The following is an 11,656-nucleotide window of genomic DNA, read 5'->3' on the forward strand; positions in this document are numbered from 1 at the left end:
CCCGCTATGAGCGAGCCCGTGATCAGCGTGCCGGCTGCGCCGAATGCTGTGGTGCGTCTCAACTGGTTCCTCCCCCTGTCGATTTGCCTGTCGATTTTCGAACAGTAGGAGGATCCTGTCGGTCTTCGGGTTCAGTGCGACAGACGCAACCGGTGTTTCTTTACCAATCCGATAGACGGTGCCGGGAACCCCGCTGAGCGGATATGCCCCCGTTCACGTGAGTGTGCGCAGCGCTTCGTCGAGGATGCGGCGTACCCGTAGGGCGTCCGTGGCGACGGCTGTGACGAGGACGGCGGGGCCGGCCAGGGGGGTGAGTGCGGCTCCGTCGGCGAGGAGGGCGGGTGCGGGGCGCTCCTGTTCGTACTCCGGGCGTACGACGACGAGCTGGCCGATCGCGCGATGCCCCGCGAGGACGGCGGGGCCGTCCCATCCGCCGGGTCCGCCGGGCCCGCAGGAGAGCTCTTGGTCGAGCAGGAGACGGCCGGCGCGGCGCACGGTGAGGCGGCTGCTGAGGCGCCCCGGGTCCTCGCCGGTCCGCCCGAGCACCTGCTCCTCCCGCAGCACCAGGCGCGCGCTCGCGGCGAGCTCGGCCCGTGTGGTCACCCGCAGATCGCTGTCGCGTACGGAGATCAACTGCTCGGGCAGCCACAGCAGTTCCGCGTCCTCGCCCACCGTGAGCCGCACGTCGTAACGCGCCGCCTCCTTCGACTGCCCCGGCAGCGCGAGCGTGGCGGCGGCCGAGCCGACGCGCAGCCTGGCCCCCTCGTGGGCGGCGGCCTCGACGGTGAGGTGGTCGCCCCCGAGAGGGCCGCTCATCGCCCCGACGAGGGTGACGTGGGCGCCCGCTCCGGCGGCCCGGGTGCGGCGCGGGACGACGGGCCCCTCGCCGTCGAGCACGGGCAGGACGGTGCCACCCCGTCCGTCGCCCCGCGCGGTGATGCGGGCGGTGCCGCGCACCCCCGATGCCACGACGGCGGACGCGCTCATGCGGACGCGGTCCAGGCCGCGTACTGGGCGCGTACCCAGGCGGCGACGGGGCCGACGCCCTGCTCCGACCGCAACGACTGGAAGGCCACCGGCAGTTCGGCGCGCTGGGCCTTGGCGTCCGCGGCCATGCGGGCGAGGTCGGAGCCGACGTGCGGGGCGAGGTCGGTCTTGTTGACGACCAGGAGGTCGGCGGTGCTGACGCCGGGGCCGCCCTTGCGCGGGATGTCGTCGCCACCCGCGACGTCGATGACGAAGATCTGCGCGTCGACGAGCCCCTTGGAGAAGGTGGCGGTGAGGTTGTCGCCGCCGGACTCGACGAGGATCAGGTCCAGCGGCCCGATCTCGTCCTCCAGGTCCTCCACGGCCTCCAGGTTGGCGGAGATGTCGTCGCGGATCGCGGTGTGCGGGCACGCGCCGGTCTCCACGGCGGTGATCCGCTCGGGCGGGAGCACCGCCTCGCGCAGCAGGAACTCGGCGTCCTCGCGGGTGTAGATGTCGTTCGTGACGACGGCCAGGGACAGTTCGGCCCGCAGCTCCCTGCAGAGCGCGGCGACGGTGGCGGTCTTGCCGGACCCGACGGGCCCGCCGAGCCCGATCCGCAGGGCGCGGCGGCGCCCGTCGGGGCGGTGCGCGTCGGCGCTCACGGCGGTGGACTCGTCGTGGGAGTGGTCGAGATGCATGGTGCGACTCCTATGGTTCAGCAGTTTGTTTCGCCCCGTACGGCGGGGCTCCGGGGCCGGCGCCCGGCGGTGCGGTCCGCTACGACGCGAACAGCCGCGCGGGCCAGGCCGCATGGGCCTCCGCCCCTACCTCGAGCAGCGGCGCGGACGCCGCGGGCAGCGCGTCGACCCCCTCGGTCACGGCGCGCCGCGCGGCCTCCGCCGCGGCCCGCGCGACGAGATCGAGCTCAGGGGCGAGGCGGGCAAGGACCCCCGTCGCGTCGAACGGGTCCAGGCTCAGCAACCGCACGGTCGCCGTCGCGGGCCCGCTGACGCATTCGTACGCGGAGCAGTACGCGGCGTCCTCCGCCCCCAGTCCCGCCGCCCGCGCGGCGAGGCCGAGGACGACGGACTGGTGGGCCCCCTTGGGCCGGGCGGCGGCCAGTCGGTCGAGCGAGGGGTCGGGCCACGCGGCGCGCGCGGCCCGCATCATCTGCCGCCCGAGCCGCCGTCCGGCACCGCGCAGCGCGGCCGACGGGGTCCGCGCGTCGGCGGCCTCGTCCAGCTCCAGCGGATCGATCCCGAGGGCCGCGGCCGCCGCGAGCGCGGCGGACACGAGCCCCGTCGTGTGCAGCCGCCCCCGGCAGAACTGCTCCAGGTTCGCGGCGCCGGTGACGCGTCCCGCCTTGACGGCCTCCTCGGCCCCACCGGAGTGGGCGTGCCCTCCGGCGGGGAACCGGCCGTCGGCCAGGACGAGAAGCGCGGCCCTAGACATGGCGGCCGACCGTCATCGGAGCACCCGTCATCAGGATCGGAGCACCCGCCATCAGAAGAGGAAGTACCGCTGCGCGAGCGGCAGTTCGGCGGCGGGCGACGGCTCGACGAGCTCCCCGTCGATGGTGACGGCGAAGCTGTCGGGCGCGACCTCCACCCTGGGCAGGGCGTCGTTCTCGCGCATGTCCGCCTTCGAGCGGCCGCGCGTGGAGCGGATCGCGGTGAACTCCTTGGCCACACCGAGCCGTTCCGGCAGCCCGTCGTCCAGTGCCGACTGCGTCACGAAGTTGAGCGAGTTGAGCCCGGGTGCCTTGCCGTGCGCGCCGAACATGGGACGCGGCAGGACCGGCTGCGGGGTGGGGATGGAGGCGTTGGCGTCGCCCATCTGCGCGTACGCGATCTGCCCGCCCTTGATGACCAGTTGCGGCTTGACGCCGAAGAACTTCGGGTCCCACAGCACCAGGTCGGCGAGCTTGCCGCTCTCCACCGAGCCGATCTCGTGCTCGACGCCCTGGGCGACCGCCGCGTTGATCGTGTACTTGGCGACATAGCGCCGCGCGCGCCGGTTGTCGGCACGGGTGTCCCCCGGCAGGAAGCCGCGCCGCCGCTTCATCACGTGCGCGGTCTGCCAGGTCCGCATGACGACCTCGCCGATGCGTCCCATGGCCTGCGAGTCCGACGACATGATCGAGATGGCGCCGATGTCGTGCAGGATGTCCTCGGCCCCGATGGTGGTGGGCCGGATCCGCGACTCGGCGAACGCGAGGTCCTCGGGGACCGCGGGGTTGAGGTGGTGACAGACCATCAGCATGTCGAGGTGCTCCTCGACGGTGTTGACGGTGTGCGGCCGGGTCGGGTTGGTGGAGCTGGGCAGCATGTTCGGCAGCGACACCGCCGTGATCATGTCGGGGGCGTGCCCGCCGCCCGCGCCCTCGACGTGGAAGGCGTGCAGGGTGCGGCCCGCGACGGCGGCGAACGTGGCGTCGATGAAGCCCGCTTCGTTCAGGGTGTCGGTGTGGACGGCGAGCTGGGCGCCGGTGTCCTCACAGACGTTCAGGCAGGCGTCGATGGTGGCGGGTGTCGCGCCCCAGTCCTCGTGAATCTTGAAGCTGACGGCTCCGGCCCGCAGTTGGGCGTGCATGGACTCGGCGGAGACGGTGTTGCCCTTGCCGAGGAAGCCGATGTTGACGGGGCTGGAGTCCATCGCGGCGAACATCCGGGCCAGGTGCCAGGAGCCGGGCGTGATCGTGGTCGCCTTGCTGCCTTCGGCGGGTCCGGTGCCGCCACCGATGAGGGTGGTGACCCCGGAGGCCAGCGCCTCGTCGACGATGGTCGGCGAGATGAAGTGGATGTGGGTGTCGATTCCGCCGGCGGTGAGGATCTTGCCGTTGCCGGCGATGACCTCGGTCTCCGGGCCGATCACGAGATCGGGGTGCACGCCGTCCATCGTGTCCGGGTTGCCGGACTTGCCGATGCCGGTGATACGGCCGTCGCGTATGCCGATGTCGGCCTTCACGACGCCCCAGTGATCGATGATCACGGCGCCGGTGACGACGGTGTCGGGGGCGCCTTCGGCGCGCGTCGTGCGCGACTGCCCCATCGACTCACGGATGACCTTGCCGCCGCCGAACACGGCCTCGTCGCCGGAGCGTCCGGGGCCGCCGGAGCGGTCCTCCTCGATCTCGACGAGGAGGTCGGTGTCGGCGAGCCGGATCCGGTCACCCGTTGTGGGGCCGAACAGGTCGGCGTACGCGGCGCGGGACAGTTCAGGCATCGAGGGGACCTCCGGTCTCGCCGCGAAGACCGGGCACGACGCGCAGACCGGCTATGGGGACGAGTTCGACGTCGACGGGGATTCCGGGCTCGAAGCGCACGGCGGTCCCGGCGGCGATGTTGAGCCGCTTGCCGCGGGCGGCGCCGCGGTCGAAGTCGAGGCCGGGGTTGGCCTCGGCGAAGTGGTAGTGGGAGCCGACCTGGACGGGGCGGTCGGCGGCGTTGAGGACGGTGAGGGCGGTGACCTCGCGGCCTTCGTTGTAGGCGACGGGCTCGTCGGCGAAGAGGATCTCGCCGGGGATCACGGGATGCGTGGGACTCTGCGCGGAACTCATGTGGCCGGCCCCCGTCACACGATCGGGTCGTGGACGGTGACGAGCTTGGTGCCGTCCGGGAAGGTGGCCTCGACCTGGACGTCGTGGATCATCTCGGGGATGCCGCTCATGACGTCGTCGCGGGTGAGCACCTTGCGCCCCGACGACATGAGTTCGGAGACGGTGCGGCCGTCACGGGCACCTTCGAGGATGTGGGACGTGATGAGCGCGATCGCCTCGGGGTGGTTGAGCAGCAGCCCCCGCGCCCTTCGCTTCTCGGCCACGTCCGCGGCCACATGGATGAGCAGTCTCTCCTGCTCGTGCGGGGTCAGTTGCACGCGTCCCACCTCACAGTCCTCGCTCCGGACCGTGCGGGGTCCGGTTGCCGCGGCCACCGCGACGGATATAGATGTAACACACAGGCAGCGCGCTTGATCTTGCGCACCCCGGTTACCAAATCCCCTGGTGGCGTGGGATCGCAGGCTAGTTGGGAGGAGTTTCAACGAGGTTAACCAGCGCTTGACCGCTCCATGACCATCAGCTGGGCAGACCCATACTCATCCGCTCGGCAGACCCCTATCACCCGCCGGGCCGGCCCATGCTCATCAGACCGCGCAGACCGTCCTGCAACGCCTCGATCGGGACCTCGTCGAACAGCGCGAGCTGGGCGGCGAACCCCTGCGCCGTCGCGACCATCACCCGCGCGACATGGTCGGCCGGGATGTCGCCGCGCATCATGCCTGCCGCCTGATACCCCTCGACGATCTTCACCCAGGCGACGCGCACCTTCGCGTACCCCTGATGCATCACGGACGCGAGCTCTTCGTTGCGCAGGGTCTCCGCCCACACCTGGACGATCAGCCGCGGGAAGTACGAGCCCTCCCCCTCCTGGGCGCCCGCCTTCCGGCTGAGCACCTGAGCCAGCGCGCGGCCGACCAGCTCGTCCGGCGGGGGCGGCGGGGTCTCCTTGGCCGCCGCCTCGAAGGTCTCCTGGATCCATTCGAGGACCTCGCCGACGATCGCCCCGATCAGCTCCTCCTTGCCCCGGAAGTAGCGGTAGACCGCTCCGGCCGAAAGGCCGACCTCCTTGAGCACGTCCTGCATCGAGGTGGCATGGAAACCATTGCGGGCGAAGCAGAGGGCGGCGCCGTCCAGGATCTGGCGGCGGCGTGCGTCTAGGTGCTCCTGGGATACGCGGGCCATGCCGCCAAACTAAAACGAACATTCATTCTTGACAAGCGGCACGCCCGGCAGCACAGTGAGGACATCACGTAAAACGAACGATCCTTCTCTTTAATTCGATCCCAGAATCCCGGAAGGGGCTCAGCTCACGTCGACGCCCGTCGCCACCTCGCCTCCTCAGGGCCGCCGCATGGTGCTGGTGGCCGTCCTGGTCTCCGCCGTCGTGGCCCTCGCCCTGTGGGCCTTCGCCTGGCCCGCCACCCGGACCGCCCCGCGTGATCTCCCCCTCGGCGTCGCGGGACCCGCCGCGGCGACGGCCCCGCTCAAGGCCCAACTGGCCGACCACAAGGGAGCGTTCGAGATTCATCAGTACGCCGATGAGTCCGCGGCCCGCGATGCCATCGAGGACCGGGCTGTGTACGGGGCGGTCGTCGTCACGCCGCAGGGCACGAAACTGCTGACCGCGACGGCGGCGAGCCCGGTGGTCGCCCAGCTCCTGGAGCAGGCCGTGGCCGGTCAGGCCCCCGAAGGGGCCGAGGTGCGGACCACCGACGTGGTGCCGGCGCCCGCGGCCGACCCGCGGGGCTCCGCCCTCGGCGCGAGCATCCTGCCGCTGGCCATCGCGGGAGTCGCGGCGGGCGCGATGGTGACGATGCTGGGCCTGCGCGGCATCCGCGCGGCGGGTGCCCTCGTGCTGGCCGCCGGGGCGGTCGGCCTGGTCGCCGCGGCCGTGACGCACAGCTGGCTCGGCGTCCTGACGGGCAACTGGTGGGCGGAAGGCGGGGTGTTGGGGCTCTCGACGCTCGCGGTGGGCGGCGCCGTCGCGGGATGCGCCGCGCTCCTCGGCACGGCGGGCATCGGGGCCGGCGCGCTGACCATGGTGCTGCTCGGCAACCCGTTCTCCGGCGTGACGTCCGCGCCACGGCTGCTGCCCGAACCGGTCGGCTTCATCGGGCAGTTGCTGCCGCCGGGCGCCGGAGGCACCTTGCTGCGCTCGGTGTCCTTCTTCGACGGCGCGCGCATCACGGGCCCGCTCATCACCCTCGCCGTCTGGGCCCTGCTCGGCCTGACGGCCGTGCTGCTGGGCACCCTCCGCCGCCGTCCCGCCGCCCCTGCCCCTGCCGCGACGCGCGACGCGGCGCCGAGCGCGACGGACGCGGTGCCGGTCTCGTGACCTGACGGCACGCCTGGCAGCGCCTCCGGCAGTCAGACCGCCGTACGTCCCCGCTGTAGCGGACGGGGGCGTACGGCCATTTCTGCGAACGCTGCGTGCACCCGCGACGCATGCGTGCAACCACCCGACCGTTACGTCGCGTTGGGACCCCGGTGCTCGGCCGCGATACCGAAACGGCGGCCTTCGCCCGCGCCGGACGAGGACGACGTCGGACGCAACGTCGACACGGAACTGATCACCTGCTCCTCACCCGCTTCGGACGACGCCTCGGGCAGCGCCTCGAGCCGCTCCAGGTCGGCGGCGGAGACAAGGGCCACGAGTGGCTTGCCATGACGGGTGACGACCACCCGCTCGCCGCCGTACACGACGCGGTTGATCAGGTCGGCGAGCTCTGCACGGGCTTGCGTCACCGGAATCTCGTAGGCCATGTGCCCCAGCTTACCGGCGACCCGTACGGCCATCCGGCCCACGAAGAGGGGATGCGCCGCAGGTCAGCCCGCACATCACGAGCACATCACGAGTCAGACTTCGGCTCGCGCGCGTGCGGCGGCGACGACTCCAACTGCCGGGAGCCGTCACCGTGGTCGACGTCGTGCTGGGCCAGAAGCGTGAGAAGCTCCGCGACCGCGAGACCCGATTCGGCGGGGTGGCGCAGGATGGTCCCCGCCTCGATGCGATACGTGTTGGAACGGCCTTGCCTCGTGTGCGAGAGGTATCCGCCCTCCTCCAGATCCGCGACGATCTTCTGCACGGCGCGCTCCGTGAGCCGGCAGCGAGCGGCGATGTCACGGATGCGGGTCGCGGGGTCATCGGCGATCGCGGCCAGCACGCGGGCATGGTTGGTGAGGAAGGTCCAACCGCTGTGTGATTCAGGTACTGCTCCCATCCCTACAAGATAGGGCGTTTGATTCACGCATTCAAAAGGGCGAACGACATTTCCTGTATCCCTTGACGGGTAAGTCTCGCGGACCGACGCTGGGTGAGGTGATGACGCCCCGACGTCTACGGAGTGGCCGCCATGACAGAACGTGTACTGATCGCGCCGGTCGCGGAGCACCTGGCCTCCCTCTCGGATGAGCTGGTGCAGCTCCGGCGGGCCATGGAGACGAGGCCCGTCATCGACATGGCCCGCGGGGTCCTGATGGCCTCCTTCGGCCTGAGCCCCGATGAGGCGTGGGGCGTGCTCGTCTCGATCTCGCAGAACACGAACACCAAACTGCACCTCGTGGCCGACGAAGTGGTCGGCGCCGCCACGGGAGGGAGGGTCCCCGAGCCGTTCCGACGCCCGTAGAGGAGCCTGCGGTTCAGTTCTGCAGCTCAGTTCTGCAGCGCCGCGATCCTCAGGGGCAGCGGCCGGGTGGCCGGTGCGGTGATCTCACCCTGGCTGACGTCCGCCCACCACGCCCCGCCGTCCTCCATATGGCGCAGCAGCACGCCTTCGCGGATGGCCCAGGGGCAGAGGGTGACCGTCTTGACGCCCGTCAGTTTCATCGCCGTGTGGCCCACGATCGCCCCCGCCAGGCTCTGCGCGGCCCGCGGCGCCGACACTCCCGGCAGCGCGGCACGTTCGGCCACCGGCAGCGCCGCGAGGCGGTCGCGGCAGTGGCGCAGGTCCGCCCGGCTCAACTGCCGTGCCATGAACGGCCCATGGCGGCCGGGGGCGGCGCCGCCGAGCCGTGCCAGCTGCTGGAACGTCCGCGAGGTCGCCACCGCGGTGCGCGGCCCCTCCCAGCGGATCCGTGCGGCGACGTCCCGCAGCTGGTGGCGCACCTTGCGCCGCAGCGCCTTCACGCTCTGCTCGGTCGGCGGATCCTCTCCGTCGAAGAACTCCCGGGTCAGCCGACGGGCGCCGAGGGGCAGCGAGGCGACGTAGTCCGGGAGCCGCCCGCGTCCGAAGGCCACCTCCAGGGAGCCGCCGCCGATGTCGAACATGGCGAGGGGCCCGGCCCGCCAGCCCATCCACCGCCGGGCACCGAGGAAGGTGAGCTCGGCCTCCACCTCCCCGGGCAGCGTGCACAGCGGCACGCCCGTCTCCTCACCTATCTCCCGCAACACGTCCACACGGTTGGGCGCACTGCGTACCACGGTCGTCGCGAAGGCCAGGGGCTCCGCCGAGCCCCATCTGCGGGCGGTGCCCGCCGCCTCGGCGACCGCTCTGACCAGCTGCCCCACCGATTCCTCGGGGATCACCCCGCTCGGCCCGACCTCCTCGGAAAGTCTCACCTTCCACTTGGCGGTGTGCACCGGCAAGGGCACACCGTCCTCCGCGTCCACGACGACCAGCCGGACCGCATTCGAACCCACATCCATCACACTCATCCGCATGTGACTCTGAGTACCCAACAGGTCAGTACTCAGTCACTCTGATTGACCATCGTGGCACCAGGGAACCCGTGATCCATGACCGTCGATCACGCCCGCGCCCCCGTACTCGAAGCCCTGGCGGAGCACCGCAGAAAGGGCCGTGTCTCCTTTACCCCGCCCGGCCACAAGCAGGCCCGGGGCGCCGACCCGCTGGTGCGGGAGGTGCTCGGCGACGCCGTCTTCCACGGCGACCTCCTGGCCTCCGGGGGCCTCGACGACCGTCTCGGCCGCGGCCAGGTCCTCGAACGGGCCGAACGGCTGATGGCCGACGCCGTGCACGCGTCGCACACCTTCTTCTCCACGTGCGGCAGCTCCCTGTCGGTCAAGGCGGCGATGCTCTCGGCCGCGGGACCGCACGAGAAGCTGCTCATCGGGCGTGACGCGCACAAGTCCGTCGTCTCGGCCCTGATCCTCTCCGGCATCCGCCCGGTCTGGGTCGACCCGAGCTGGGACCCCGACCGTCATCTGGCCCACCCACCGACGGCCGACGCCTACGCCGAGGCGTTCGCCGCCCATCCCGACGCGATGGGCGCCCTGGTCACCAGCCCGACTCCGTACGGAAGCTGCGCCGATCTGCGGGGCATCGCGGACGTCTGCCACCGGCACTCCCGTCCGCTGATCGTGGACGAGGCCTGGGGCGCGCATCTGCCGTTCCACCCCGACCTGCCGTCGTGGGCGATGGACGCGGGCGCCGACATCTGCGTGACGAGCATCCACAAGATGGGCAGCGGCCTGGAGCAGGGTTCCGTCTTCCACCTCCAGGGCGACCTGATCGACCCGACGGTGCTGAAGTCCCGGGCGGACCTGTTCGGCACCACGAGCCCCTCCGTGCTCATCTACGCCGGCCTCGACGGCTGGCGCCGCCAGATGGCCCTGCACGGCAAGGAGCTGATGGGGGCGGCCCTGGATCTGGCGGCCGACGTGCGGGCGGAGATCGAGGAGATCGAGGGCCTGCACGTGAACGACCGCGTCGACTTCTGCGGACCCGCCGCCGACTTCGACCCGCTGCCGGTCGTCATCGACGTGAGCGGCCTCGGCACGTCGGGATTCCGGGCGGCGGACTGGCTGCGGGAGCACCGTTCGATCGAGGCGCACCTGGCCGACCACCGCCGCATCAGCACCCAGCTCACGCACGCCGACGACCGGGAGACGACGGATCAGCTCCTGGCCGCGCTGCGCGCCCTGTCCCAGGCCGCTCCCGGCCTGCGTCCGGTGCCGGAGGTGGACGTCCCCTCCCCCGCCGCACTGCGGCTCTCCCAGGTCGATCTGCCGCGCGACGCCTACTTCGGGCCGACCGTCGACGTGCCGGTGGCCGAGGCCGCGGGGCGCGTGGCGGCCGAGATGCTGACGCCGTACCCGCCGGGCATTCCGGCGGCGCTGCCCGGCGAACGCCTCACCGAGCCGGTGCTGCGCTATCTGCGCACCGGCAAGACGGCCGGGATGAACCTGCCCGACGCGGCGGATCCCGGCCTGGACACCGTGCGGGTCGTCCGCGAGACGACCGGCTGACAGCCACCCCAACCCCGCACAAGGAGAGAAGAACCATGCGTGTCGCATTCCTGATGGCGCCCGAGGGCGTCGAGCAGATCGAACTCACCGACCCCTGGAAGGCGGTGAAGGACGCGGGCGGCGAGCCCGTCCTCGTGTCGACCGAGGCGGGCGAGATCCAGGCCTTCAACCACCTCGACAAGGCCGACACGTTCCCCGTGGACGAGGTCGTCGGCGACGTGTCGGCACAGTCCTTCGACGGGCTCGTGCTGCCGGGCGGCGTGGCCAACCCGGACGCGCTGCGCCTCGACGAGGGGGCCGTGTCCTTCGTACGGAGCTTCTTCGACAGCGGCCGCCCGGTGGCGGCCATCTGTCACGCCCCGTGGATCCTCGTCGAGGCCGGCGTCGTCTCGGGCCGCGGACTCACCTCGTTCCCCAGCCTCCGTACGGACATCCGCAACGCGGGCGGCACCTGGGTCGACGAGCAGGTGAAGGTCTGCCACGACGGGCCCAACGCGCTGATCACCAGCCGTAAGCCGGACGACCTCAAGGCGTTCTGCGAGGCGTTCCTCACGGAGTTCACGAAGAGCTAGTTCCGGGGGCCAGCCCCGGGAGGCTAATCCCGGGGAAGCAGCGGCCCCAGCGGCCCGAGGTCCAGATTCAGGTCCTCGGGCCGCAGGCCGTAGCGGTCGCGCAGTTCGGCCATGCGATCGTCGAGGAGCATCAGCGTGAGGCCGATGCGCTCCTCCTGGTCCTCGTCCAGTTCGCCGGTGTCGAACCGGCGCACGGCCTGCCGCTCCATGAGCTGCCGCAGCAGCTCCACGACGGTGAGGACCAGTTTGATCAGATCGCGTTCGACCGTGTCCGGCTCCAGTTCCAGCCGGTTCTTTCCCGCGGGCCGCTCGCGGACCTGCTCCCGGATCTGTTCGACCTCGCGCTCG

At 71.5% G+C, this 11,656-nt stretch carries 14 protein-coding genes and 1 pseudogene; 4 read left to right on the top strand and 11 right to left on the bottom strand.

Translation table 11 applies throughout. The features are described 5' to 3' along the window. Window positions 1–213: 213 nt before the first annotated feature. The 7 genes from AB0M70_RS00975 to AB0M70_RS01005 form a co-directional block, all read right to left on the bottom strand. Complete coding sequence (locus AB0M70_RS00975) at window positions 214–987, bottom strand: urease accessory protein UreD (protein WP_365814954.1); 774 nt, start codon at window positions 985–987, stop codon at window positions 214–216. Further along, a complete protein-coding gene (gene ureG, locus AB0M70_RS00980) occupies window positions 984–1,667 on the bottom strand; it encodes an urease accessory protein UreG (RefSeq protein WP_365814956.1) in 684 nt (227 codons plus the stop codon). Before ureG ends, AB0M70_RS00975 begins: the two co-directional genes overlap by 4 nt. Window positions 1,668–1,746: 79 nt before the next feature. Next, on the bottom strand, window positions 1,747–2,421 hold the full coding sequence (locus AB0M70_RS00985) for an urease accessory UreF family protein (RefSeq protein WP_365814958.1): 675 nt from the start codon (window positions 2,419–2,421) through the stop codon (window positions 1,747–1,749). Window positions 2,422–2,472: 51 nt separating this feature from the next. After that, window positions 2,473–4,194, bottom strand: a complete 1,722-nt coding sequence (locus AB0M70_RS00990) for an urease subunit alpha (RefSeq protein WP_365814960.1) — start codon at window positions 4,192–4,194, stop codon at window positions 2,473–2,475. Further along, window positions 4,187–4,498, bottom strand: a complete 312-nt coding sequence (locus AB0M70_RS00995; protein ID WP_365816231.1) for an urease subunit beta — start codon at window positions 4,496–4,498, stop codon at window positions 4,187–4,189. The genes AB0M70_RS00990 and AB0M70_RS00995 overlap by 8 nt, the downstream gene beginning before the upstream one ends. A gap of 44 nt (window positions 4,499–4,542) precedes the next feature. After that, the gene (locus AB0M70_RS01000; RefSeq protein ID WP_361831764.1) at window positions 4,543–4,845 is read right to left on the bottom strand and encodes an urease subunit gamma; all 303 of its coding nucleotides are present in this window, start codon (window positions 4,843–4,845) and stop codon (window positions 4,543–4,545) included. 241 nt (window positions 4,846–5,086) lie between these two features. Next, on the bottom strand, window positions 5,087–5,710 hold the full coding sequence (locus tag AB0M70_RS01005; protein ID WP_365814962.1) for a TetR/AcrR family transcriptional regulator: 624 nt from the start codon (window positions 5,708–5,710) through the stop codon (window positions 5,087–5,089). 169 nt (window positions 5,711–5,879) lie between these two features. On the opposite strand from AB0M70_RS01005, the gene AB0M70_RS01010 reads away from it, so the two are divergent. Continuing rightward, complete coding sequence (locus AB0M70_RS01010) at window positions 5,880–6,863, top strand: ABC transporter permease (RefSeq protein ID WP_365814964.1); 984 nt, start codon at window positions 5,880–5,882, stop codon at window positions 6,861–6,863. A 131-nt stretch (window positions 6,864–6,994) separates the two neighbouring features. Here the strand turns inward: AB0M70_RS01010 and AB0M70_RS01015 are convergent, their stop codons facing one another. Together AB0M70_RS01015 and AB0M70_RS01020 are read right to left on the bottom strand one after the other, a co-directional pair. Next, a complete protein-coding gene (locus AB0M70_RS01015) occupies window positions 6,995–7,291 on the bottom strand; it encodes a type II toxin-antitoxin system Phd/YefM family antitoxin (protein ID WP_365814966.1) in 297 nt (98 codons plus the stop codon). Between the two features lie 86 nt (window positions 7,292–7,377). Further along, entirely contained in the window at window positions 7,378–7,749 is a 372-nt protein-coding gene (locus AB0M70_RS01020; protein WP_365814968.1) for a helix-turn-helix domain-containing protein, read from the bottom strand. 189 nt (window positions 7,750–7,938) lie between these two features. Here AB0M70_RS01020 and AB0M70_RS01025 point away from each other — a divergent pair. Beyond that, window positions 7,939–8,154 (top strand): annotated as a pseudogene (locus AB0M70_RS01025) (ANTAR domain-containing protein); the annotation flags it as partial. A gap of 26 nt (window positions 8,155–8,180) precedes the next feature. Here AB0M70_RS01025 and AB0M70_RS01030 read toward each other — a convergent pair. Further along, complete coding sequence (locus AB0M70_RS01030) at window positions 8,181–9,188, bottom strand: Ppx/GppA family phosphatase (protein WP_365814970.1); 1,008 nt, start codon at window positions 9,186–9,188, stop codon at window positions 8,181–8,183. Between the two features lie 75 nt (window positions 9,189–9,263). Here AB0M70_RS01030 and AB0M70_RS01035 point away from each other — a divergent pair, with 75 nt between their 5' ends. Next, window positions 9,264–10,736, top strand: coding sequence for an ornithine decarboxylase (locus AB0M70_RS01035; protein ID WP_365814972.1), 1,473 nt, complete (start codon window positions 9,264–9,266; stop codon window positions 10,734–10,736). A 35-nt stretch (window positions 10,737–10,771) separates the two neighbouring features. Continuing rightward, window positions 10,772–11,308, top strand: a complete 537-nt coding sequence (locus AB0M70_RS01040) for a type 1 glutamine amidotransferase domain-containing protein (protein ID WP_365814974.1) — start codon at window positions 10,772–10,774, stop codon at window positions 11,306–11,308. Between the two features lie 23 nt (window positions 11,309–11,331). Here the strand turns inward: AB0M70_RS01040 and AB0M70_RS01045 are convergent, their stop codons facing one another. After that, window positions 11,332–11,637, bottom strand: a complete 306-nt coding sequence (locus AB0M70_RS01045) for a gas vesicle protein K (RefSeq protein ID WP_363207851.1) — start codon at window positions 11,635–11,637, stop codon at window positions 11,332–11,334. Window positions 11,638–11,656: the final 19 nt, after the last annotated feature.

This window comes from Streptomyces sp. NPDC051214, assembly GCF_040682375.1.
In the GTDB taxonomy this organism is placed as follows: domain Bacteria; phylum Actinomycetota; class Actinomycetes; order Streptomycetales; family Streptomycetaceae; genus Streptomyces.

Coding starts and splice junctions, on each gene's coding strand:
- AB0M70_RS01030 (WP_365814970.1), bottom strand. CDS start 9,188: ATGCGGATGAGTGTGATGGATGTGGGTTCGAATGCGGTCCGGCTGGTC.
- AB0M70_RS01010 (WP_365814964.1), top strand. CDS start 5,880: ATGGTGCTGGTGGCCGTCCTGGTCTCCGCCGTCGTGGCCCTCGCCCTG.
- AB0M70_RS01040 (WP_365814974.1), top strand. CDS start 10,772: ATGCGTGTCGCATTCCTGATGGCGCCCGAGGGCGTCGAGCAGATCGAA.
- AB0M70_RS01035 (WP_365814972.1), top strand. CDS start 9,264: ATGACCGTCGATCACGCCCGCGCCCCCGTACTCGAAGCCCTGGCGGAG.
- AB0M70_RS00990 (WP_365814960.1), bottom strand. CDS start 4,194: ATGCCTGAACTGTCCCGCGCCGCGTACGCCGACCTGTTCGGCCCCACA.
- AB0M70_RS00985 (WP_365814958.1), bottom strand. CDS start 2,421: ATGTCTAGGGCCGCGCTTCTCGTCCTGGCCGACGGCCGGTTCCCCGCC.
- ureG (WP_365814956.1), bottom strand. CDS start 1,667: ATGCATCTCGACCACTCCCACGACGAGTCCACCGCCGTGAGCGCCGAC.
- AB0M70_RS01005 (WP_365814962.1), bottom strand. CDS start 5,710: ATGGCCCGCGTATCCCAGGAGCACCTAGACGCACGCCGCCGCCAGATC.
- AB0M70_RS01020 (WP_365814968.1), bottom strand. CDS start 7,749: ATGGGAGCAGTACCTGAATCACACAGCGGTTGGACCTTCCTCACCAAC.
- AB0M70_RS01015 (WP_365814966.1), bottom strand. CDS start 7,291: ATGGCCTACGAGATTCCGGTGACGCAAGCCCGTGCAGAGCTCGCCGAC.
- AB0M70_RS00975 (WP_365814954.1), bottom strand. CDS start 987: ATGAGCGCGTCCGCCGTCGTGGCATCGGGGGTGCGCGGCACCGCCCGC.